A 21,719-nucleotide genomic window follows, 5' to 3' on the forward strand; every position below is an offset into this window, starting at 1 on the left:
AAACGGTGGTGGCGATGCTGTCGGTACATCGCCGGCGTCGAAGGCACGGATCGGATCACGCTCGGCACGCCGGCCGACGAAAGGGCCCGCTCAGATGGATTCCACCCGAAGCCGGCGACCCGCAGCCGACGCCGCGGATGAGGACGCCGAACTGTTCTGGGAGCGGCACTACCGCACCCGGCGTACCTGGGACGCGCGCGTCAACCCGCTGCTCGCCGAGATGCCAGGAAACCGCGCGCGGCGATCCAGGACGCGGGCGACGGACAGCACGCCCCCGCGGACCGGCGCCGACGAGAAGGCCACCCTGCGGGGCATCCTCGACCATCTGCGGAACGCCGTCGCGGACAAGGTCACGGGCGTGCCGGAACCGCAGGTCCGAACGGGCGCAGTGCCCTCAGGCACCAACCTTCTCGGGCTGATCAGGCATCTGGCGTTCGTCGAACGGTTCTACTTCCTCGGCGAGGACGCCGGCGACTGGCGCGCGACCATGCGGCCGTCGGAGGAGGACACCATCGACGGCGTGCTCGCCGACTACCGCAAGAGCGTCGAGCGAGCGAACCAGGTCATCGACGCCTGCCCGGATCTGGCCCTTCCCGCCCCGCGACCGCCACGCCCAGGGCCGGCGCCATCGATGCGATGGGTCCTGGCGCACATGATCGAGGAGACCGGCCGGCACGCCGGCCACGCCGACATTCTCCGCGAACAGATCGACGGGTCCACCGGCCACTGACCAGCCGTGCTGGTCGTCAGGAGGCGTCCAGGTCGGGAGCCCAGGCGACGCCGTTGATGTGCGATCCGCCGTCCACGAACAGCGTGTTGCCGGTGAGGTAGCGGGCGTCCTCACTGGACAGGAACAGCACGACGGGCGCGATGTCCTGCTCCGGGTCGCCCATCCGCCCCATCGGGTTGGACCGGTCGGCCGCCGCGGCGAGCTCGGGGTTGGCCGCCATCCTCCGGTTGAACGCCGCGCTCTTGGCGCCGGGGCAGACCGCGTTGACCACGACCCCGGTGGGCGCCCACTCCCGGGCCGCGGTGCGGGTGAGCGCCCGCAGCGCCTCCTTGGCCGAGTTGTACTCCAGGGAGCCCATGTGGGCGTTGACGCCGTTGAGGGAGCACATGTTGACGACGCGGCCCCAGCCTTGCCTCTTCATGTGCGGGAACGCCGCCCGCATCGCCCAGAACGGCCCGTAGTAGCCCATGGCGAAGCCCCGGCCGAGTTGCTCGTCCGTCTTGTTCTCGACCCGGCCGAGCCCGCCCGCGCTGCCCCAGGCGTTGTTGACCAGGATGTCGACCCCGCCCCACGTCTCCACGGCGAAGTCCACCATGGCCTCCACCCGCGCCCGGTCGGTGACGTCCGTGGCCAGGAACCGGGCATCGGCCCCGAACTCATCGGTCAGCTCCAGGGCGGTGCGCCGTCCGGTCACCTCGTCGATCTCGGCCACGAGGATCCGCGCGCCCTCGGCGGCGAAGCGGCGGGCCACGCCCCTGCCGATCCCGTCGCCGCCACCGGTGATGATCGCCGTCCGCCCGTCCAGCCGCCCGGAGCCCATGAGCCCTGCCTCCCGCTCGTCGAAAACTCGGATCGGGTGGAACCTAGCGCCGCGCCGGGGGACGCCTCGCGTCGATTCCGATCAATGGGATTCCACTCAGGGGGCCTCGTGATCCCGTACTGGAGCCGGCCGGCCCGGCGGGCGGTGACTCTCACTCAGCGGGAGGCCGGGGGCGGTCCCGGGCGGTCTCTGCCACCTTGGGGTGGACATGAGGCCGCCACGGACCGGAGGGCTCGATGCTCGACCTCTACACCGGCAGATTGGATGGGGGAACGTGACGCAGATCCGAGGACTTGGCTATCTCAAGGTCCAGACGCGGGACATCGACCGCTGGCGCGAGCTCGTGATCGACGGGCTCGGATTCGCGGAGGGATCCGGGCCCGACCCGGACACCCTGTATCTCCGGATGGACGAGCGTCAGGCCCGCCTCATCGTGGTGCCCGGCGACACCGACCGGGTGCTCGCCGTCGGCTGGGAGGTGCGTGACCAGTTCGCGCTCGCCACCGTCGGCCGGGCCGTCGAGGCGTCCGGCACGCCGGTCAAGATGCTCGACGAGCAGCAGGCCGCCGAACGCGCGGTGGAGCAGGTCATCACGTTCACCGACCCGGCCGGCGTCCCGGTCGAGATCTTCTTCGGCCCCGTGCTCGACCACAGCCCCGTGGTCACCGGGATGGCGCAGAAGTTCGTCACCGGGCCGCAGGGGATGGGGCACGTCGTGCTGCCCACCACCGCCATGGACGAGACCGTCTCCTTCTACACCGAGGTGCTGGGCTTCCTGCCGCGCGGCGCCATGAAGGTCGGCGGCGGCCGGCCGCCCGTGCGGCGGGTCCGCTTCCTTGGGATCAACCAGCGCCACCACAGCCTGGCCATCTGCCCCGCGCCCTTCGCCGGCGACCCGGGGCTGGTGCACCTGATGGTCGAGGTCGACAGCCTCGACGCGGTCGGGATGGCGCTCGACCGGGTGGGCAAGAGCGGCTTCTCCATCTCCTCCACGCTGGGCCGGCACACCAACGACAAGATGGTCTCCTTCTATGTCCGCGCCCCCGGCGGCTGGGACATCGAGTACGGCACCGACGGCATGCTCGTCGACGAGCGCTACTACACGGCAGAGGAGATCACGGCCGACAGCTACTGGGGCCACGACTGGTCCGGGTCCGAGCCGCTCGCCGCCTTCGTCCCCAAGTCTGTCCCCACCACGTCCTGAACGGGATCCCCATGAAGCATGTGCCGCGAGGGAGGGGCGTCGCGTGACCGCCGCGCCCTCGGTCGAGCCCGTGAGCGCCGGCTCGCTGGCGGGTTTCGACCATGAATGTGACGTGCTCGTCGTCGGTTTCGGGTGCGCCGGGGCCGCCGCCGCCTTCGAGGCCGCGACGGCGGGCGCCGACGTGCTCGTGCTGGAGCGCGCGGGCGGGCCCGGCGGCTCGTCCGCGATGTCCGGCGGCGAGCTCTACCTCGGCGGCGGTACGGCGCTGCAGACGGCCTGCGGGTTCGACGACGACCCGGACAACATGTTCGCCTACCTCAGGGCGGCCCTCGGGCCGCACGCCGACGAGGAGAAGCTGCGGCTCTACTGCGACGGCAGCGTCGAGCACTTCGAGTGGTTCCGCGGCCGGGGCCTGACGTTCAACGAGTCGCTGTACGACGCGCCGAGCTGGATGCCGCCGACGACGGACGGCCTCATGTGGCTGGGGGAGAACGCCCACCCCTACAACACGCTCGCCCGCCCGGTGCCGCGCGGCCACCGGCCGGCGACCGAGTCCTTCGGCGGCTGGCTGATCATGGAGAGGCTGGTCGCCGCCGCCAGGGCGGCCGGCGTGGTCTCCCATGAGGACACGCGTGCCACCAACCTGGTCGTGGACGACGACGGCCGGGTCACCGGAGTCGTGGCGCAGCGCTACGGCGAGCCGGTCACCTACCGCGCCCGCAGGGCGGTCGTGCTCACCACCGGCGGCTTCGTCGACAACGAGGAGATGCTCGCCCACCACGCCCCGGTGCTCCTCGGCCACGGCAAGGTCAGCGCCGGCCTCGACGACGGGAGCGGCATCCGGATGGCCACGGCGCTCGGCGCGGCCACCCGGCGGATGGCCTCCGTGGAGGTCGCGCTGACGGCGCTGCCCGCGATGCTGGTGCGCGGCGTGCTCGTCAACGGGCTCGGCCAGCGCTTCATCAACGAGGACGTCTACCCCGGCCTGTTCAGCCACGCCGCCGTGGTGCACCAGCCAGGACCGTACTGGGCGATCATCGACGAGGAGGGCTTCGAGGACATCCCCGCACGCGACCTGTGGGGCGTGCGGCCGCGCTACGTCGTGGAGACCCTCGCCGAGCTGGAGGAGTCGCTCGGCATGCCGCCCGGCGCGCTGGAGGCCACCGTCGCCGCCTACAACCGCCACGCCGAGCACAAACAGGACCCGTACTTCCACAAGGACCTGAAGTGGCTCCGTCCGCTCCGTCCGCCGTTCGCCGCCGCCGACCCGCGCGGCGGCTTCGGCGCCGGTGGCGGGGAGGGGCAGGGGACCGGCGTCGCCGGTTTCACCCTCGGCGGGCTGCACACCACCGTCGACGGCGCCGTGCTGAACCACTCGGGCCTGCCCATCCCCGGCCTGTACGCGGCGGGCCGGGCCGGGGCCGGCATCCACGGCCAGGGGTACGTCAGCGGCACCTCACTCGGCGACGGCACCTTCTTCGGCCGCCGCGCGGGCCGGCACGCCGCGACGGCGTCCCAGTAGTCGCGGCGCCGAATAGCCACGGCGGAAGGCGCGACACACGAGAAGGCGGCCACCTATCCGGTGGCCGCCTTCTTCGCGTGGAAGGACCCGCCCGCGAGGCCCGGGGCGCGGGGCGCGGGGCGCGGGGCTCAGCTCGCGGGCGGGATGAGGCGCCTGGTGGCCTCGTACGCGCCGCGCACCAGGTCGGCGCGGGCCGGGCCGCTGCGCTTCACGGTGGCGGCGTGGTTGCCGCCCGCGACCCAGACCGGGCCGTCGGCGAGATGTTCCAGGCCCTCGCGTGCCACGTCGTCGGGGTCCGCGACGTTCAGCCCGGGGATGTCCATCCGCAGCCCGGCACGTTCCATGGCCGGGGTGCGGGTGATGCCGAGGACGAGTTCGAGCACGTGCACGCCGTGCTCGCCGAGCTCCTGCCAGAGCCCCTCGGCGAAGATCCGGCAGAACGCCTTGACCGCCGAGTAGACGCTGATCTGCGGCTGCCCCAGATAGCCGGCCATCGAGCCGACCAGCAGGACGCCGCCCCGGCCGCGTTCCCTCATCAGCGCGCCGAAGTGATGGACCAGGGCGAGCTGCGCCGTGATGTTGAGGTCGATCACGTCGCGGAACCGGTCCAGGTCGCCGGTCACGAACTCGTGGCCGTAGCTGTTGGCGCCCGCGTTGTAGATCAGCAGGCCGACCTCCAGCTCGTCGGTCACCGCGCGGAGCGTCTCCAGGGCGTCCGGGTCGAGCAGGTCGAGCTGGACGGTGCGGACCTCGACGCCCGTCGCCCGTACCTTCGCCGCGGTCTCGTCGAGCGGTCCGGGCTTGCGGGCGATCAGCACCAGATTGAACCCGGCCTCCGCCAGCAGGTGCGCGAACGACGCGCCCACCCCTTCGGAACCGCCGGCGATCACGGCCCACGGGCCGTACCCGTTCTTGTCGATCACTGTTCCCCGTTCTCCGTCCCGGCGTCGGGCACCGTGACCGCGCCGTCCAGCACCGCTCGCCTGATCGAGTCGGACAGCGCCGCGCACCCCGTGAACGCCTCGCCGTTCGGCCCGTCACCCGGAGCGACGGCACGCCGTTCCAGGCAGGCGTTCACGGACTCGGAGTCCCACTGGATGCTGGTCTGGTGCCAGCTCGCCTTCCGCACTCCCACGGTGGCGCCGCACTGGAGGCAGCTCAGCGGCTGCATGGGGGCGCCGTCGAGCAGCCTGTTGTCCGTGCGGATCGTCATGGTGTCCGGCTCTCCGCGGCCCGCCGCGCCAGGTTCGCCTCGACCTCCTGCTTCCACACCTCGGTCGGCCGGGTGGTGTCGAGCTCGAACTCGAAGCGCTCCACCATCTCCGGCCGGACGTCGGCCACGTCCACGTAGAACTGCTCGTACCAGCGGCGGAGCTGGTAGACCGGCCCGTCCTCCTCGCACAGCAGCGGGTTGTCGATGCGCGTCTTGTGCTTCCAGATCTGCACGTCCTGGTCGAAGCCCCGCAGGATGAAGTCGCCCAGTTTGACGGCCATGGCATCGGCCGCGCCCGCCGGGAGCTTGTCGCTGCGCCGCACGATGATGCCCGAGTGCAGGACGAACGAGTTGGCGTCGATCGGGTAGTGGGCGTTGATCAGGACGGAATGGAGGTCCATGTCGTCGTAGTGGTAGGTCAGGTCGTCGATCATGAACGACGGCCCGTGGTAGGACGCGACCGAGGTGTTGCCGCGCATCTGCGGCTCGCCGTTCTTGGCGGGCGGGCGCGCGTCGGGACGCCCCACGCCCTTCATGATCTGCGTGGCGACCGGGCCCTCGAAGATGTTCTTGAAGTACGTCGGGAACGAGTAGTGCACGTAGAAGAAGTGCGCCATGTCGACGATGTTGTCCACGACCTCGCGGCAGTTGGTGTCGACCACGATCTCTTTCCAGACCCACGTCGTCCACTCGTCGCTGGTGGCGCCCTCGATGCGGGGGATCGTCACCTCGGGCGGCGGCGGGTTGCCCTCCGGGTCGTTCCAGACGAACAGCATGCCGTCCTGGTCCATCGTGGTCCACGCGGAGGTGCGGGCGCGCAGCGGGACGCGGCGCGAGTAGGGGATCTTCTTGCAGCGGCCGTCGCCGCCCCAGCGCCAGTCGTGGAACGGGCAGGCGATCTCGTCACCCTTGATCGTGCCCTGGGACAGGTCGGCGCCCATGTGCCGGCAGTAGGCGTCGAGCACGTTGAGCCTGCCGTCGCCGCTCTGGAAGATCACGAGCTTCTGGCCGAAGGCGTTGACGGTGTGCGGTCTGCCGTCCTTGAACGTCTCCGACAGGCCGAGGCAGTGCCAGCCTCTGGCGAATCGCGTGGGCACCGCTTCCGCCTCGATCGCACGGACGCCGTCGGTGCCGGCTTCTGCTGCAGTCACGTCTATCCAACCCTTCAGGACGCACTTGTCTCCGTTCGTCAACGTAGGAGCTGGAAAGCGCGGCCGGACGATGAGTCCCATTGGGCGGGATGCCCCGGACACGCGGAGCCCGGCGCGACGCACCATCATGGACGTCACCTGGCCGACGAGCGCGACACGGAGCGTCAACACGATGAGTGACGAGGTCCTGGACTTGGTTCGCACGCTACTGCCGAGGTTCGCCGAGCGTGCCCGGTCCACCGACGAGGAGCGGCGGGTCCCGGAGGAGACGATCAGGGAGCTCGTCGACGCCGGGGTCTTCCGGATGCTGCAGCCCAAGCGTCACTCCGGCGCGGAGAGCGACCCGGTGGAGTTCTTCACGGTCGTCCGGGAGATCTCCGCGGTGTGCGGGTCCACCGGCTGGCTGGTCTCCGTGCTCGGGGTGCACGCCTGGCAGCTCGGCCTGTTCGCCGAGGCGGCGCAGGACGAGGTCTGGGGGGACGACCCGGACGTGCTGGTGTCGTCGTCGTACGCGCCCGTCGGCCGGTTGACGCCCGTGGAGGGCGGTTACCGGGTATCCGGCCGGTGGCGGTTCTCCTCCGGGTGCGAGCACGCCTCCTGGGCGCTGATCGGCGGCCTGGTCGTGGGCGAGCAGGGCAGGCCGGTGGACTTCATGACCGTGCTGGTGCCCCGTGCCGAATACGTGATCGAGGACGTCTGGGACGTCATCGGGCTGCGCGGGACGGCCAGCAACGACATCCTCGTGGAGGACGTGTTCGTGCCCGACCACCGCGCCATGCGCAACTACGAGCAGGCGCAGCTGCGCGGCCCCGGCCAGAAGGTCAACACCGGGCCGCTCTACCGGATGCCGTTCGGCAGCATGTTCACGACCACGATCACCGCCCCCGTGATCGGCATGGCGGCCGGCTGCTACCGGTCGTACGTCACCGCGATGCGCGACCGGGTCCGCCTCAGCCTGGGCGGCGGCCGGTTCGCCGAGGACCCGTTCGCGCAGGTCGCGGTGGCGCGGGCCGCGTCGGAGATCGACGCTGCCGTCCTGCAGACCGACCGCAACATCCGCGAGCTGTACGAGCACACCGTCAGGGGCGAGCCGATCCCCATGGAGCTGCGGCTGCGCGCGCGCAGGGACCAGGTCCGCGCCACCGAGCGGGCACTGGAGGCGATCGACATCCTGTTCAAGACCGCCGGCGGGAGCTCGCTCAGCCGCGGCAACCCCATCGAGCGCGCCTGGCGCGACGCGCACGCGGGCAGCGTGCACGTCGCCAACGACGTCGAGCGGGCCCTCGCGATGTACGGCAAGGGCGAGTTCGGCCTGTCCATCGAGGCCGACCTGGTCTGACGGGTTCGCCGGGGATCCGGTGGCCCGGGCAGCGGTCCGGCGCGACCCGGTCCCGCCTGGTGAGGCCGGACCGCGTCGCGCCGGGAGACCGGAGGAGAGTCAGCAGGTGGTGGGCGGGGTCTGTCCGGCGAGGATCGTCCTGGTGAAGGCCAGGGCGTCGTCGAAGGATCTCGGAACCGCGCCCCGGTGGTCGGCGCCGTCGTACACCCGGTAGGTGATCTTCGGTGCCCGCCCGCACAGGTCGGCCACGATCAGGTCCGTCGTCTGCTTGGGCACCAGGCCGTCGTGCGTGCCCTGGGCGACCAGGGTCGGCACCGCGACCCGGAGGCCGACGGGTTCCTGCGCCCGCAGATAGGCGGTGAGCGGGGCCAGGTCGGCGCCCGTCCTGATCACCTGGTCGACGGGGGTGACCGCGGCCACCTCGCGTACCTGGGCCACGCAGGCCGTGCGGGCGGCCGCGAGCAGGGGCCGCATCTCGTCCGTCAGGATCTCCTCGGGCTTGACGGCCGGCTCGGCGGCCGAGGCGCCGATGAGGATCGTGGGCAGGAAGGCCAGGGCGTCCACCGGCGCGGGCAGGTTGTCCCGGAAGTAGGGCACCGTCTGGCTGAGCCCCCACCCGCCCGGGGCGATCGACACCGCGCCGCGCAGCCGCGTCCCCTTGCCCGTGTCGTTCGCGGCGGCCGTGAACAGCGCGGCGTGCCCGCCCTGGCTGTGCCCCACCGTGAACCAGTCACGCCCGACCCGATGGTCCACCCCGCGCGCCGCGCGCACGATGTCGATCACGGTGTTGGCGGCGCTGCGGCTGTTCATGTACGGGTGCTCGCCCGGCGTGCCGAGCCCTTCGTAGTCGGTCTGCACCACGGCGAAGCCACGGGCGACCCAGGCGTCGAGCGTGGGCCGCATCGCGGACACGTAGGCGTGCGCCGGCCCGTTCTCGTCGTCCTTCGAGGGGGCGCAGACGTCGGCCGTCCCGGTCGTGCCGTGCGCCCAGCTGATCACCGGCCAGCCGCCGCGCGGCGGCGCCGTCTTCGGCACCGACACCGTGCCGGAGACCACGACGCGCCTGCCGGTGGCGCCCTCGGAGAGGTAGGTGACGGACCAGGTGCGCGCCGCGCTCGGCAGCGCCGCCCCGCCCTTCAGCGGGCGGGCGGTCAGCAGCTTGCCACGCGGGCCGGAGACCGCCGGGACCCGCGCGCCCTCGGCGGCGTTCCCGGCACCGCCGAGGGCGGTGGTCGCGCCGGTGGGGGCGGCTGCGGTGCCGGTCGACGTCGCCGAGGCCGCGGGTGTCGTGGCCGCCGCCACGGTCAGGGTGGCCAGGGCCACCGCCGTCGCGCGTCGCAGTAACGCGGTGGTACGGGGGGATTTCATTGATGATCCTTCCGAGGGGTGCCGGTCCCGGCCATGTCGTGCACCGCCCGATAGGCGAACACCATGGCCGAGCCGATGGGGATGCCCGGGCCGGGGTAGCAGCGGCCGGCGAACGACGCGCTGGTGTTGCCCGCGGCGTACAGGCCGGGGATCGGCCGGTCGTCCCGGTCGAGCACTCTGGCGTCCGGGTCGGTGCGCAGGCCGCCCTTGGTGCCGAGGTCGCTGAGGACCATGCGCGCGGCGTAGAAGGGCGGCCGGTCCACCGGGACCAGGCACGGGTTGGCGTCCGGCGAGGCGCCGGTGAAGAACCGGTCGTAGGGGTCCTCGCCCCGGTGGAAGTCCTCGTCGACGCCGGCGGCGGCGAAGCCGTTGAAGCGTCCGACGGTGGCCGTCAGGGCGTCGCCCGGCACGCCGATCAGCTCGGCCAGCTCGGCCAGGCTGCCGGCCCGCACCCAGGTGCCCGCCGCGAGGTGCTCCTCCGCCGGACGTCCGGGCACCGTGATGGCCGGCAGCCGCCCGCCGGCACGGGAGTCGAAGATCAGGTACGCGGGCACGCGGCCGGGCCCGGCGGCCATCTCGCGGCCCATCCGGTCGTACGGCAGTGACTCGTTGGCGAACCTTCGGCCCGACGCGTCCACCATGAGCCCGCCGTGGAAGCCCAGCGTGAAGGCGGCCCCGCCGTCCGGCTGGGCGACGCCGGGGCACCACCATGCCTCGTCCATCAGGCCGGTCGCGGCGCCGATCGCGGTGGCGGCCAGGAGCGGCTCGCCGGTGTTGGCGCCGCGCGGGGCCATCGTCCATCCGGCGGCGCCGGGGACGCCGTTCTTCTCGCGCATCGTGTCGTTGCCCTCGAAGCCGCCGGCGGCCAGCAGGACGCCCCGGGCGGCGCGCAGCCGTACCGGACCGTCGGCCGTGTCAGCCTCGACCCCGGTCACCCGGCCGTCCTCGACGATCAGGCGGGTGACGGAGGTGCCGGTGCGCACAATGCCGTTCCCCGTGGTGACCAGGGCGAGCAGCAGCCGGCCGATGAGTGCCCGGCCGGCCGACAGCGGCCCCTCGGGGTGGCCGAGGCCCGCGCGGTCGCGTTCCACCGGCGGGCGGACCAGCCCGGCGAGCTCGCCGATTTGCTCGGCGGGCAGGTCGAGCGGCACGAAGGAGCGTCCGGCGGCCGACCGGCCCGGCGCGGCGAAGTAGTCGGGGAACGGCCGGAACGCGAACTCGATGGCCGGGTCGCGCTCCAGGAACGCGACGACCTCCGGCGCGCTCTCCAGGAACGCCTCGCGCCGCTCGGCCTCCGCCTCGCCCAGCAGCGCCGTGAGGTAGGCGCGTGCCGAATCCGTCGAGTCGCCGATGCCGGCCCGCTCCTGCACCTGGCTGCCCGGCAGCCACACGGCCGCGCCCGCATAGGCGGACGTGCCGCCCACCAGCGCCGTCTTCTCCAGCACAGCCGTGCGCAGCCCACGCCCCGCCGCGGCGAGCGCGCCGGTCAGAGCCCCGGCGCCGGACCCGGCCACCACCACGTCGTACTCGTCATCCCACGGCTCGGCGCCCGTCATGACCGTCCTCCTGCCGATCGCTGATCACGCTGCCCCCAGGCAAGCGCAGCGCAGGGGGTGGCGGCGGCTCCGTCCCACTCACCGGTATGGACGATTGGCGGTGGGGCCGGTGGCCGTGTGTATCGTCGTTCCGACACCAGACGAACCAGGGGGAAATGTGCCACGAATCGCCGAGGTCAGAGCGCCGGCGGAGCCCAGCTCGCCGGAGCAGCGGGCCCGGCACGTGCGCATTCTGCGGGCCGCCGCCCACATCGGGGCCGAGAAGGGGCTCGACCGGGTTCAGATGCAGGAGGTGGCCAAGGCCGCCGGCGTGGCCATCGCCACGCTCTACCGCTACTTCCCCTCCAAGACCCACCTGTTCACCGCCGTCATGGCCGAGCACGTCGACCGGTTCGGCGACGCCGTGGGGCGCCCCAAGCCGGGCGCCAGCCCGGAGGACACCATCGGCGACGTGCTCGTGCTGGCCAGCAGGCAGTTCCTGCGCAGGCCCGCGCTCGCGCTCGCGATGCTCACCTCCGCCAACGTGGCCAACGCCGCCGCGGTCGCCGACGCCGGCCGGATCGACGCGAGCTTCCGCCAGATCGTGCTGCGCTCGCTCGGCATCGACGACCCGACCGTCATGGACATCACACTGGTGCGGTTGCTCATGCAGTGCTGGTACGGCGTGCTGCAGTCGACGCTCAACGGCCGGAACTCGATCCCCGACGCCGAGAGCGACATCCGGATCGCCTGCCGGCTGCTGCTCGCCTCGCGTTCGAACGCCGCCGCGCCTTCTCGCTGAACACGCCTTCTCGTTGAACGTGCCCTCCCACTGAACGTGCCCTCCCACTGAACGTGCCCTCCCACTGAACGTGCCCTCCCACTGAACGTGCCCTCCCGTTGAACGTGCCCTCCCGCTGAACGGGATGCCGCCGTCGTCGCGGTTCTCGCGCGGATAGCGTGCCGTGACGCGACGACGGAGGGCTGGTAGTGAACCGATTCGACGGGGTGAAGTTCCTGCTCACGGGCGCCGGATCGGGCATCGGGCGAGCCGCCGCGATCCGGCTCGCCGCGGAGGGCGCGTCGATCTTCGCGCTCGACCGGGGCAAGGAGGGCCTGGCGGAGACCGCGGGGCTGGTGGCCGGGCCTGGCCGGTTCGTCCCGTACGTCGCCGACGTGACCGACGAGCAGGCGGTCGTCGAGGCCGTGGCGGCGGCGTCCGCCGAGCTGGGCGGGATCGACGTCCTGGTCAACGTCGCGGGGATCCACCGGACGACGCCGATCGAGACGCTGACGGTCGCCGACCTCAATCTGCTGTTCTCGGTCAACCTGGTCGGCACCGCGCTGCTGTGCCGCGAGGCGCTGCGTCACCTGCCCGACCGGACCGGCGTCATCGTGAACGTCGCCTCGTCGGCCGCCACGCAGGGCACTCCGTACATGACGGCCTACTCGGCGTCCAAGGGCGCCGTGCTGAGCTTCTCGCTGAGCCTGGCGGCCGAGCTGGCAGGGCGCGGGATCCGGGTGGTCCCGATCTCGCCCGGCACCGTGGCGACCCCGCTGACCAGCGGTCTCGAGTTCCCCGAGGGGCTCGACCTCCGTTACTTCGGCAGGATCCGCTCGCTGTTCGGCAGCGCCGGCCCGGAGCAGATCGCGGGGGTCATCGCGTTCGCCGCCTCGACGGACGCCGGCTACCTGACCGGGGCCGAGATCCTGGTGGACGGCGGGTCCGGCACCTGAGGGCCTGACGAGCTCGTCCAAAACGTCCAGGAGTGACGTCAAGGAGTGACGTCAAGGAGTGAACATCAAGGAGTGAACGACGTGCGACGCAAGATCGTGGTGACGGGGTCGGCCTCGGGCATCGGCAAGGCGCTGGCCACCTCCCTGCGGGAGCGGGGCGACGAGGTGATCGGCGTCGATCTCAAGGACGCCGACGTGTGCGCCGACCTGTCCACCCCGGAAGGCCGCGGGAAGGCCGTCGAGTCCGTGCTGGGCCTGACCGGTGGCGTGCTGGACGGCGTGGCCGCCTGCGCCGGAGTGGCCGGGATGACCGTGCAGACGGTAAGGGTCAACTTCTTCGGCGTGACCGCGCTTCTGGAAGGTCTGCGCCCGGCGCTCGCCCAGGCCCCCAGGCCGCGGGCGGCGGTGGTCGCCTCCATCGCCGCCGTCCAGCCGGTCGATCCGGAGGTGGTGCGCGCCTGTCTCGACGACGCCGAGCCGGAGGCGGTGACGCTGGCCGAGCGCGCCATGGAGCGCGGCGACGGCTGGCGGCTGTATCCGTCGTCGAAGTCCGCGCTGGCCCGCTGGCTGCGCGGGCGGGCCGTCACCCCCGACTGGGCCGGGTGCGGCATCCCGCTCAACGCGGTGGCGCCCGGCATCGTGCTCACGCCGATGTCGGCGCCCCTGTTCGAGGACGAGGCGATGCGCAAGGTCATGGACGAGGCGGTGCCCATGCCGCTGAACGGCCACGCCGAGCCCGAGGTGATCGCCGACGCGCTGCGCTGGCTGATCGGCCCGGAGAACTCCCACATCACCGGGCAGATCATCTTCGTCGACGGCGGTGCGGAGGCGACCCTGCGCGGGCCGGATCAGTTCTGACCGTCCCGCTACGGCGCGGGGCGACCCTGCGCGGCCGGATCAGTTCTGACCGTCCCGCGAACGCGCGGGGGCGACCCCGCGCGGGCCGGATCAGGTCCGGCCGTCCCGCGACGGGCGCCCCCCGACAGGGGCGCCCGTCCGGTCAGCGCTGGGTCTCCGTGGTGTCCAGCGCGGCCACGCCGTAGGCGGCATAGGTCCGGTACGGGTCGCGCCCGCTGAAGTACGGCGTGAGCAGCGCGTCCAGCTCGCGCGTGGAGAAGACCCCGTCGGCCGCGGTGAACTTCTGCTCCACGACTGGGGCGGCCATCAGCGCGACCATGTCGCCGTACACGACGAAGACCTGGCCGTTGATCTCCTCGGCGGCGGGGGAGGCGAGGTAGCTCACGAACGTGCCCACCCGCTCGGGGGCGAGGATGTCCAGCGCGCCCGCCGCGCGGCCGTCGCCGAACACGTCCGCCGTCATGCCGGTGCGGGCCCGGGGGCAGATCGCGTTGGCCCGCACCCCGTACCTCGACAGGCCCTGGGCGGTCGACAGGGTCAGCGCGACGATGCCGGCCTTGGCGGCGGAGTAGTTGGGCTGTCCGGCGGAGCCGAAGAGGAACGCCTCGGAGGAGGTGTTGATCACCCGGCCGTAGACCGGGCCGCCCGCCGCCTTGCTCGCCGCCCGCCAGTGGACGGCCGCGGCCCGGGAGACCGAGGCGTGCCCCTTGAGGTGGACGCGGACGACGTCGTCCCAGTCGGACTCGGTCAGGTTGAACAGCATCTTGTCGCGGAGCACGCCCGCGTTGTTGACCAGGATGTCGAGGCCGCCGAAGGTCTCGACCGCCGTGCCGACCAGTTTGTCGCCCAGGGACCAGTCGCCGACGTCGCCGCGCACCGCGACGGCCTCCCTGCCGAGCGCCCTGATCTCGTCGGCGACCTCGTCGGCGGCCGGGCCCATGTCGTTGACGACGACGTTCGCGCCGTGCGCGGCGAGTGCCAGCGCCTCGCTGCGTCCCAGGCCCGCGCCCGCGCCGGTGACGACGGCGGTCCTGCCCTCCAGGCCGGTGTTCGAACTCATTCTGTGGCTCCTGCTCGGTCGGCTCGTCTGGCCAGGCGAAACTAGTATTCATTCTGTTTTTTCCCAAGTGGGCGTCCCGTTGAGTGGACGCGGGCGGTAGCACTCCAGACTCGCCGCCGGAGGGGCGGGCGTGGAGGTCGCGCGGACCACTCAGCGGGACTCGTGCAAGGGAAAAATAGAAATTTATTCTAGCCTCGGCCGCACCAAGGTTGATCGTGGCCACCCCCGCTAACGAGGAGAAACAATGGCTGAGGCCGTCATCGTCGACGCGGCACGGACGCCGGTGGGCAAGCGCTATGGCGTGCTGTCGGGGCTGCACCCCGCCGAACTGCTCGGCATCGCCCAGAAAGGGCTGCTGGCGCGCACCGGGATCGCGCCCGACGCGATCGGGCAGGTGATCGGCGGCTGCGTCACCCAGGCGGGCGAACAGTCGAACAACGTGACCCGGCAGGCCTGGTTGCACGCCGGCCTGCCGTACACGACCGCGTGCACCAGCGTCGACTGCGCCTGCGGATCCTCGCAGCAGGCGGTGCACCTCGTCGCGGGGCTGATCGCGTCCGGCGCCATCGACGCCGGCATCGGCTGCGGCGTCGAGTCGATGAGCCGGGTCTTCCTCGGTCAGGCGCTCACCCCCGAGACCGGCAGCCCCCGCCCGGACTCGTGGTCCATCGACCTGCCCGACCAGTTCACCGCGGCGGAGCGGATCGCCCGCAAGCGGGGCCTGACCCGCGCCGACGTCGACGCGCTGGGCCTGCGCTCGCAGCGGCTCGCCGCGCGGGCGTGGGCCGAGGGACGCTTCGACGGGCAGATCATCGAGGTCGAGGCGCCCGTGATGGGCGCCGAGGGCCCGACCGGCGAGACCGCCGTGATCACCCGCGACCAGGGGCTGCGCGAGACGACCGCCGAGGGCCTGGCCAAGCTCAACCCCGTCCTCCCCGACGGCATCCACACCCCCGGCAACACCTCGCAGATCAGCGACGGCGCGGCGGCCGTGCTGCTGATGTCGGCGGACCGGGCCCAGGCGCTCGGCCTGCGGCCGCGGGCCCGGATCGTGGCCTCCGGCATGGTCGGCTCCGACCCCTACTACCACCTCGACGGGCCGGTCGACGCGACCGAGCACGTGCTCCGCAAGGCCGGCATGTCGCTCGCCGACATCGACCTGGTCGAGATCAACGAGGCCTTCGCCTCGGTCGTGCTCTCCTGGGCGCAGGCGCACGACGCCGACCTGGACAAGGTCAACGTCAACGGCGGTGCCATCGCCCTCGGGCACGCGGTCGGCTCCACCGGCGCCCGCCTGATCACCCAGGCAGTGGACGAGCTCGAACGGTCCGGCAAGGCGACCGCCCTGATCACCATGTGCGCCGGCGGCGCCCACGCCACCGCCACCATCATCGAACGGATCTGACCCGCATGACCATCGGACTGACCGAGGAGCATCGCGACCTGCGCGACGCGGTGCGCGCCTTCGCCACCCGTGAGATCACACCGGAGGTGGTACGCGCGGCGGTCGACGCCAAGCGCGAGGAGCTCCCGGCCTTCTGGCCGGCGCTCGCCGAGCAGGGGCTGCTCGGCCTGCACCTGCCCGAGGCCGACGGGGGAGCGGGCTACGGCCTGCTCGAACTCGCCGTCGTCGCCGAGGAACTGGGCCGCTGGGTCGCCCCCGGGCCCTTCCTGCCCACCGCGCTGGCCGGAGCCGTGCTGTACCGCGCCGGACACCGGGCCCACCTGGCCGAGCTGGCCTCGGGCACCACGATCGGCGCGGTCGGCCTGCGGCCGGGCGGGCTCACGCTCAGCCGGGACGACACGGGGCGGCTGTCCCTCTCCGGCGGCTCCGAGCCCGTCATGGGCGGCCACGTCGCCGACCTGTTCGTGCTCCCCGCCAAGGACGCCCGGGACGCCCGGGACCGTCAGGAGGACCCGGACGCCCTGGACGGCCGGGATGCCTCGGGTGCCCTGGAGGCCCCGGGCGGCTCGGGTGACCTGGACCGCCCGGGCGGGTCGGGCGGTATCGCGACGGTGTGGGTGGTGGTGGCCCGTGCCTCGGTCGAGGTCGAGGATCTGCCCGGCCACGATCTGACCCGCAGGCTGTCGCGGGTCACCGCCGCGGACCTCACCGTCGCCCCCGGCGACGTGCTGACCGGCCTCACTCCCGACGACGTGTCCGACCTGGCAGCGGTTCTGTTCGCGGCCGAGGCCTCCGGCATCGCCGACCGGGCCACCGCGACCGCCGCCGACTACGCCAAGGTGCGCCACCAGTTCGGCCGCCCGATCGGCCAGTTCCAGGGCGTCAAGCACCGCTGCGCCCGGATGCTGGTGCGCGCCGAGCAGGCCAGGGTCTGCGCCTGGGACGCCGCCCGCGCCGCCGACCGCATCGGCCACGGGGAGGGCGCCGCGACCGGCACCGCTGACGCCGTTGACGGCACGGGCCGGGCGGAGGCTTCGCTAGCCGCCGCCGTCGCGGGCGCGACCAGCGTCGAGGCCGCCTTCGCCACCGCCAAGGACTGCATCCAGACGCTCGGTGGCATCGGCTTCACCTGGGAGCACGACGCGAGCCTCTACCTGCGGCGCGCCCAGACCCTGCGCATCCTGCTCGGCCCCACGCCGTGGTGGCTGCGCCGGGTGGCCCGCCTCACCCTGGACGGCGTGCGCCGCGGCCTCGGCGTCGAACTGCCGCCCGAGGCCGAGGACGTCCGCGCCCGGATCCGCGCCGAGCTGCGGCCCGCGCTGGACCTCACCGGCCAGGAGCGGCTGGCCTACCTCGGCGAGCACGGCTACGCGGCCCCGCACCTGCCCGCCCCCTGGGGCAAGGGCGCCGACGCGGTCACCCAGCTGGTGATCGCCGAGGAGATGCGCTCGGCCGGGCTCCAGGCCGCCGCCCTGATCATCGGCGCCTGGGTGGCGCCGACCCTGATCGCGCACGGGGACGCCGCGCAGCAGGAGAGGTTCCTGCCCGCGACGATGCGCGGTGACCTCGTCTGGTGCCAGCTGTTCAGCGAGCCGGGCGCCGGCTCCGACCTGGCCGCGCTCACCACCCGCGCCGAGAAGGTCGAAGGCGGCTGGAAGGTCACCGGCCAGAAGGTCTGGACCTCCATGGCCCGCGAGGCGCACTGGGGCATCCTGCTGGCCAGGACCGACCCGTCCGTGCCGAAGCACCGGGGCCTGTCGTACTTCCTGCTCGACATGCGCAGCCCCGGCCTCGACATCCGGCCGCTGCGCGAGCTGACCGGTGACACGCTGTTCAACGAGGTGTTCCTGGACGAGGTGTTCATCCCGGACGAGATGCTCGTCGCCCGGCCGGGCGACGGCTGGAAGCTGGCCCGCACCACCCTGGCCAATGAGCGGGTCTCCCTGTCGCACGACTCCTCGCTCGGCAGCGGGGGAGAGGCCCTGCTCGACCTCGCGGCGGCCGCGCCGCACGAGATGGACGACGAGCGGCTGACGCGACTCGGCGCCATCCTGTGCGACGCCCAGTCGGGCGGGCTCCTCGGCCTGCGCACCACGATGCGGTCGCTGACCGGGCAGCAGCCCGGCGCGGAGTCCAGCGTGGCCAAGTTCATCGGCGTCGAGCACGTACAGGAGGTCTGGGAGACCGCGATGGACTGGCTCGGCACGGCCTCCATCACGGGTGAGCGCGGTGAGCTCCCCGGCGCGGCCTGGCGGTTCCTCAACGCCCGGTGCATGTCGATCGCCGGTGGCACCACCGACGTGCAGCTGAACATCATCGGCGAACGGCTGCTCGGCCTGCCCCGAGACCCGGAGCCGGTCGCGCCGGCCGGGACCGCGTCATGAGCCGGGAAATGCCCCCCGAACGGCCCGAGCTCACCGCGACGCCGCGCAACAAGGGCGTGGACGAGGCGGTGGCCGCGGCCCGGCGGGTGATCGCCGCGCTGCTGCACGCGGGCGATCGCTCAGCCGCCGAGATGTCGACGATGGCGGAGCGGTTGAACGCCGTCGCCGACCATCTGGAGGAGCACGCGCCCGCCGTGGAGGAGCGGATGGTCGACATGTGGCGGGGCGAGGGCGTGACCCGGCACGACCCCGTGACCGGGCCGGAGAACGCGCTCGCCCCGCCGCTGCACCTGCACGGCAGGGAGGATGGCTCCATCGAGGGCGTCGTCGTCCTGGGCATGCCCTACCAGGGGCCGCCCGGCTACGTGCACGGCGGCGTCTCGGCGCTGCTGCTCGACCACACGCTGGGCGTGGCCAACCACTGGGCGGGGCCGTCCGGGATGACGGCGGAGCTGACGTTGCGCTACCACCGGCCGACCCCCCTGTTCGAGTCGCTGACCGTGACGGGACGGCAGGTCTCCGTGGACGGGCGCAAGATCAGGACCGCCGGCACGATCAGCGCGGGCGGGGAGGTCGTCGTCAGCGCCGAGGGCCTGTTCATCGACAAGCAGCTACCGCGTCCGCGCTGACGGACTCGCTGTCGGGCCCGCTGTCGGGCCCGCTGTCGGGCCCGGAAGAGCCCAGGCCGTCCCGGACGGCCTGGGCTCTTCGCGTGGCGGCGGCGGGTCAGTCCGACGCGACGGAGCGCTCGACCTCGCCCCGGATCACCTTGCCCGTCGGGTTGCGGGGGAGTGGTTCGGTGGTGATGCGCCACCGGGACGGGACCTTGAAGTAGGCCAGCCGCTCCCGCGTGTACGCGGCCAGCTCCTCCTCGCCGGTGGGCCGCCCGGCGGCGGTGACGACGACGGCCGTGACCTCCTGCCCCAGGTCGGCGTGGGGGGTGCCGATGACGACGCACTCCAGCACGCCGGGGTGCTCGGCCAGGACGTTCTCCACCTCGGCCGGGTAGACGTTCTCCCCGCCGCGCAGGATCAGGTCGGAGCGGCGGGTGGTGAGCCGCAACCGGCCCTGCTCGATCACGCCGATGTCGCCGGTGTGCAGCCAGCGGTCCTCGCGGATGGCCCGCGCCGTGGCCTCCGGATCCTCCCAGTAGCCGAGCATGACGAACGGGCTGCGGACGCAGATCTCGCCCTCCTCGCCCTCGGGCAGCGCCTTGCCCTCGGGGTCGCGGACCTCCACCCGTACGGTCGTGATCGGCCGGCCCAGCGTGCCCGGCGCCTCCGCCAGGTCCATGGGGCTCGCGGCGGCCACCGCGGTCGACGTCTCCGTCAGGCCGTAGCTGTCGACCAGGGCCTGCCGCGCCACCGGGAACGCCGCGCGCAGCCGCTCCTTGAAGGCGGGTGACGACGGCGCGGACGCCAGCGCGAAGGAGGTCAGCGAGGACAGGTCGTACGTGCTCAGGTCGCCGTGCTCGATCAGCCGCTTGGCCATCGTGGGCACCGCGCCCCAGTTGGTGACCCGCTCCTTCTCGATCAGGCGCAGCACCCGGTCCACGTCGAAGGCGCCCTCGTGCAGGATGACGGCGCTGCCGTTCGCCAGCCGCGGCACGGCCAGGTTGTGCAGGCTCGCGATGTGGAACAGCGGCAGGACCAGCAGGTAGCGCCGGTCCATCGGGTCGGTCGGGTCGCCGAACGCGCGGAGCAGCGCGTCGTTCATGCGGTGGTACTCGACGACCGACGTCAGGTTGCGATGCGAGTGCGTGGCGCCCTTCGGCCGGCCCGAGGTGCCGCTCGTGTAGAGGATGACCGCCGGGTCGTCGTCGCCGGCGTCGTACGGGGCCAGCGGCTCGTCCGGGTGCAGGCGGGCCAGCCGGGGGATGTCCTCCTCCAGCGTCAGGACCGTGGCGCGGTCGCCGACCGCCGCCGCCCGCTTGGCGTCGGCGATGACCAGCTTGGGCGTGGTGTGGCCCAGGGCGAACTCGGTCTCCCGGGGAGACCACCAGGCGTTGTAGCCCACCGCGATCGCGCCGACGGCCACCGTCGCCCAGAAGGACAGGATCCAGCCGGGGGAGTTGGCCGCGTCGATGGCGACCCGGTCACCCGGCCGGACGCCGTGGTCCTCGCGCAGCGCCCTGGCCAGCGAGGCGACCTGACGCGCGTGCCCGGCGAAGCTCAGCCGGCCGTCGGCGGTCACGATGTAGTCGCGCTCGCCGAACCGGACGGACTCCGCCAGCACCTCCCCGAGGTTGCGCCGGCGGTTCGCGAACACCGTCATGCGGGCGCCGAGCACCTCCTCCTCGGCGAGTTCGAACTCGCCGCCCGGTCCGGTGAGGCGTGTCATGATCTCCATCGCCGCGGTTCTCGGATCTGTCGGCGTGCCCATCAGCTCCCTCTCCCACCGGCGCGTCGCTACGCCGGTGTGCCTTCTGGCCGCTCATTCTGTCCACCCGCGGTCACTGCGGGGCGCGGCTCCCGCTCAGCGGGATCGTGTGACGGGGACCACATCGCACCGTGTCCTTTTCGTGATTGTCAAGGGACTCCCGGTGAGCGGGACAGCCCATCTCCGGGAGAGCGAGGTCACATCACTATGGCGGCCATCGCCGATGGAACGGGACACGCCATGGGAATTCTCGCCGCGAAAGTCGCGATCGTCACAGGAGCCGGCCAGGGAGTGGGACAGGGCATCGCCCTCGCTCTCGCCGGTGAGGGCGCGGCCGTCGCGGTGCTCGGACGCACGATGGACAAGCTCGAATCGACCTGCGCGCTCGTCCGCGAGCGGGGCGGGACGGCGGAGCCGTTCCTGTGCGACGTGACCGGCACCGAGGCGATCCCGGCCGTGGTCGACGACGTGGTGGCGCGGTTCGGCGGGGTGGACATCCTCGTCAACAACGCCTACTCCGGCTCCTACGGCCCGTTGCTGTCGATGAGCGACGACGCGTTCCAGAAGGGCTTTCGCAGCGGCCCGTTCGCCGCCTTCGCGTTCATGAAGGCGTGTCACCCGCACCTGAAGCGGCGCGGCGGCGGCAGCATCGTCAACCTGGTGACCTCGGCCATGGTCCGGTGGGACCCGTCCACCTACGGCGCCTACGCCGCGGCCAAGCAGGCGCTGCGCTCGCTGACCCGTACGGCTGCGGCCGAGTGGGGCCGCGACGGCATCCGCGCCAACAACATCGCCCCGCACGCCCTGTCCCCGGGCCTGAAGTGGTGGACGGAGACCAACCCCGAAGAGGCGGAGGAGTTCCGCAGCACGATCCCGCTCGGCCGCATCGGCGACTGCGAGGCCGACATCGGCCGGGCCGTGGTCGCGCTGGTGGGCCCGGACCTGCGATATCTGACCGGCGCGACCGTGCCGCTCGACGGTGGTCAGGCCAACTTCGGCTGACCCGCACATCCC

19 protein-coding genes are annotated in these 21,719 nt (G+C 72.6%); 11 read left to right on the top strand and 8 right to left on the bottom strand.

What is annotated here, in order from left to right; all coding sequences use genetic code 11:
• The first annotated feature begins 220 nt into the window (after positions 1 to 220).
• Positions 221 to 730 (top strand): DinB family protein, encoded by a 510-nt coding sequence (locus AB0I38_RS24930; RefSeq protein ID WP_436838779.1) that lies wholly within the window; start codon positions 221 to 223, stop codon positions 728 to 730.
• A 16-nt stretch (positions 731 to 746) separates the two neighbouring features.
• On the opposite strand, the gene AB0I38_RS24935 is transcribed toward AB0I38_RS24930, so the two are convergent.
• Complete coding sequence (locus tag AB0I38_RS24935) at positions 747 to 1,550, bottom strand: SDR family NAD(P)-dependent oxidoreductase (RefSeq protein ID WP_358471980.1); 804 nt, start codon at positions 1,548 to 1,550, stop codon at positions 747 to 749.
• A 274-nt stretch (positions 1,551 to 1,824) separates the two neighbouring features.
• Between AB0I38_RS24935 and bphC the strand changes: the two genes are divergently transcribed.
• Positions 1,825 to 2,754 (top strand): biphenyl-2,3-diol 1,2-dioxygenase, encoded by a 930-nt coding sequence (bphC, locus tag AB0I38_RS24940; RefSeq protein ID WP_358471982.1) that lies wholly within the window; start codon positions 1,825 to 1,827, stop codon positions 2,752 to 2,754.
• 43 nt (positions 2,755 to 2,797) lie between these two features.
• Positions 2,798 to 4,276, top strand: coding sequence for an FAD-dependent oxidoreductase (locus tag AB0I38_RS24945; RefSeq protein ID WP_358471984.1), 1,479 nt, complete (start codon positions 2,798 to 2,800; stop codon positions 4,274 to 4,276).
• Between the two features lie 128 nt (positions 4,277 to 4,404).
• On the opposite strand, the gene AB0I38_RS24950 is transcribed toward AB0I38_RS24945, so the two are convergent.
• The 3 genes from AB0I38_RS24950 to AB0I38_RS24960 are packed head-to-tail and all read right to left on the bottom strand — an operon-like array spanning position 4,405 to position 6,640.
• The gene (locus tag AB0I38_RS24950) at positions 4,405 to 5,199 is read right to left on the bottom strand and encodes an SDR family NAD(P)-dependent oxidoreductase (RefSeq protein WP_358471986.1); all 795 of its coding nucleotides are present in this window, start codon (positions 5,197 to 5,199) and stop codon (positions 4,405 to 4,407) included.
• Positions 5,196 to 5,489: a ferredoxin gene (locus AB0I38_RS24955; protein WP_358471988.1), complete on the bottom strand. Its 294-nt coding sequence runs from the start codon at positions 5,487 to 5,489 to the stop codon at positions 5,196 to 5,198. The genes AB0I38_RS24950 and AB0I38_RS24955 overlap by 4 nt, the downstream gene beginning before the upstream one ends.
• Positions 5,486 to 6,640: a Rieske 2Fe-2S domain-containing protein gene (locus AB0I38_RS24960; protein WP_358471990.1), complete on the bottom strand. Its 1,155-nt coding sequence runs from the start codon at positions 6,638 to 6,640 to the stop codon at positions 5,486 to 5,488. Before AB0I38_RS24960 ends, AB0I38_RS24955 begins: the two co-directional genes overlap by 4 nt.
• A gap of 172 nt (positions 6,641 to 6,812) precedes the next feature.
• Between AB0I38_RS24960 and hsaA the strand changes: the two genes are divergently transcribed.
• The gene (gene hsaA / locus AB0I38_RS24965; RefSeq protein ID WP_358471992.1) at positions 6,813 to 7,979 is read left to right on the top strand and encodes a 3-hydroxy-9,10-secoandrosta-1,3,5(10)-triene-9,17-dione monooxygenase oxygenase subunit; all 1,167 of its coding nucleotides are present in this window, start codon (positions 6,813 to 6,815) and stop codon (positions 7,977 to 7,979) included.
• A 99-nt stretch (positions 7,980 to 8,078) separates the two neighbouring features.
• Here hsaA and AB0I38_RS24970 read toward each other — a convergent pair whose 3' ends face one another.
• On the bottom strand, positions 8,079 to 9,347 hold the full coding sequence (locus AB0I38_RS24970; protein WP_358471994.1) for an alpha/beta hydrolase family protein: 1,269 nt from the start codon (positions 9,345 to 9,347) through the stop codon (positions 8,079 to 8,081).
• On the bottom strand, positions 9,344 to 10,903 hold the full coding sequence (locus AB0I38_RS24975) for an FAD-dependent oxidoreductase (RefSeq protein ID WP_358471996.1): 1,560 nt from the start codon (positions 10,901 to 10,903) through the stop codon (positions 9,344 to 9,346). Before AB0I38_RS24975 ends, AB0I38_RS24970 begins: the two co-directional genes overlap by 4 nt.
• Before the next feature lie 157 nt (positions 10,904 to 11,060).
• On the opposite strand from AB0I38_RS24975, the gene AB0I38_RS24980 reads away from it, so the two are divergent.
• From AB0I38_RS24980 to AB0I38_RS24990, 3 genes are all read left to right on the top strand, one after another.
• A complete protein-coding gene (locus AB0I38_RS24980; protein ID WP_358471998.1) occupies positions 11,061 to 11,684 on the top strand; it encodes a TetR family transcriptional regulator in 624 nt (207 codons plus the stop codon).
• A 188-nt stretch (positions 11,685 to 11,872) separates the two neighbouring features.
• Entirely contained in the window at positions 11,873 to 12,619 is a 747-nt protein-coding gene (locus tag AB0I38_RS24985; RefSeq protein ID WP_358472000.1) for an SDR family NAD(P)-dependent oxidoreductase, read from the top strand.
• A gap of 81 nt (positions 12,620 to 12,700) precedes the next feature.
• On the top strand, positions 12,701 to 13,477 hold the full coding sequence (locus AB0I38_RS24990; protein ID WP_358472002.1) for an SDR family oxidoreductase: 777 nt from the start codon (positions 12,701 to 12,703) through the stop codon (positions 13,475 to 13,477).
• 142 nt (positions 13,478 to 13,619) lie between these two features.
• Here the strand turns inward: AB0I38_RS24990 and AB0I38_RS24995 are convergent, their stop codons facing one another.
• A complete protein-coding gene (locus AB0I38_RS24995; RefSeq protein ID WP_358472004.1) occupies positions 13,620 to 14,537 on the bottom strand; it encodes a 3-oxoacyl-ACP reductase in 918 nt (305 codons plus the stop codon).
• A gap of 244 nt (positions 14,538 to 14,781) precedes the next feature.
• On the opposite strand from AB0I38_RS24995, the gene AB0I38_RS25000 reads away from it, so the two are divergent.
• The 3 genes from AB0I38_RS25000 to AB0I38_RS25010 are packed head-to-tail and all read left to right on the top strand — an operon-like array spanning position 14,782 to position 18,955.
• Positions 14,782 to 15,942 carry a steroid 3-ketoacyl-CoA thiolase gene (locus AB0I38_RS25000; RefSeq protein WP_358472006.1) on the top strand — a complete coding sequence of 387 codons (1,161 nt, stop codon included), beginning with the start codon at positions 14,782 to 14,784 and terminating at the stop codon, positions 15,940 to 15,942.
• Between the two features lie 5 nt (positions 15,943 to 15,947).
• A complete protein-coding gene (locus tag AB0I38_RS25005; RefSeq protein ID WP_358472007.1) occupies positions 15,948 to 18,326 on the top strand; it encodes an acyl-CoA dehydrogenase in 2,379 nt (792 codons plus the stop codon).
• Between the two features lie 8 nt (positions 18,327 to 18,334).
• Positions 18,335 to 18,955 carry a PaaI family thioesterase gene (locus AB0I38_RS25010; RefSeq protein ID WP_358472009.1) on the top strand — a complete coding sequence of 207 codons (621 nt, stop codon included), beginning with the start codon at positions 18,335 to 18,337 and terminating at the stop codon, positions 18,953 to 18,955.
• A gap of 97 nt (positions 18,956 to 19,052) precedes the next feature.
• Here AB0I38_RS25010 and AB0I38_RS25015 read toward each other — a convergent pair whose 3' ends face one another.
• Positions 19,053 to 20,666, bottom strand: a complete 1,614-nt coding sequence (locus AB0I38_RS25015) for a class I adenylate-forming enzyme family protein (RefSeq protein WP_358472011.1) — start codon at positions 20,664 to 20,666, stop codon at positions 19,053 to 19,055.
• A gap of 279 nt (positions 20,667 to 20,945) precedes the next feature.
• Between AB0I38_RS25015 and AB0I38_RS25020 the strand changes: the two genes are divergently transcribed.
• Complete coding sequence (locus AB0I38_RS25020) at positions 20,946 to 21,707, top strand: SDR family NAD(P)-dependent oxidoreductase (protein ID WP_358472013.1); 762 nt, start codon at positions 20,946 to 20,948, stop codon at positions 21,705 to 21,707.
• The last annotated feature ends 12 nt before the right edge of the window (positions 21,708 to 21,719 follow it).

Source organism: Nonomuraea cavernae, assembly GCF_040655715.1.
GTDB lineage: Bacteria > Actinomycetota > Actinomycetes > Streptosporangiales > Streptosporangiaceae > Nonomuraea > Nonomuraea cavernae_A.

Bases quoted from the DNA above. Each gene is read 5' to 3' on its own strand.
- AB0I38_RS24930 (WP_436838779.1), top strand. From the start codon at position 221: ATGCCAGGAAACCGCGCGCGGCGATCCAGGACGCGGGCGACGGACAGC.
- AB0I38_RS24935 (WP_358471980.1), bottom strand. From the start codon at position 1,550: ATGGGCTCCGGGCGGCTGGACGGGCGGACGGCGATCATCACCGGTGGC.
- AB0I38_RS24955 (WP_358471988.1), bottom strand. From the start codon at position 5,489: ATGACGATCCGCACGGACAACAGGCTGCTCGACGGCGCCCCCATGCAG.
- hsaA (WP_358471992.1), top strand. From the start codon at position 6,813: ATGAGTGACGAGGTCCTGGACTTGGTTCGCACGCTACTGCCGAGGTTC.
- AB0I38_RS24970 (WP_358471994.1), bottom strand. From the start codon at position 9,347: ATGAAATCCCCCCGTACCACCGCGTTACTGCGACGCGCGACGGCGGTG.
- AB0I38_RS24975 (WP_358471996.1), bottom strand. From the start codon at position 10,903: ATGACGGGCGCCGAGCCGTGGGATGACGAGTACGACGTGGTGGTGGCC.
- AB0I38_RS24995 (WP_358472004.1), bottom strand. From the start codon at position 14,537: ATGAGTTCGAACACCGGCCTGGAGGGCAGGACCGCCGTCGTCACCGGC.
- AB0I38_RS25000 (WP_358472006.1), top strand. From the start codon at position 14,782: ATGGCTGAGGCCGTCATCGTCGACGCGGCACGGACGCCGGTGGGCAAG.
- AB0I38_RS25005 (WP_358472007.1), top strand. From the start codon at position 15,948: ATGACCATCGGACTGACCGAGGAGCATCGCGACCTGCGCGACGCGGTG.
- AB0I38_RS25010 (WP_358472009.1), top strand. From the start codon at position 18,335: ATGCCCCCCGAACGGCCCGAGCTCACCGCGACGCCGCGCAACAAGGGC.
- AB0I38_RS25015 (WP_358472011.1), bottom strand. From the start codon at position 20,666: ATGACACGCCTCACCGGACCGGGCGGCGAGTTCGAACTCGCCGAGGAG.
- AB0I38_RS25020 (WP_358472013.1), top strand. From the start codon at position 20,946: ATGGGAATTCTCGCCGCGAAAGTCGCGATCGTCACAGGAGCCGGCCAG.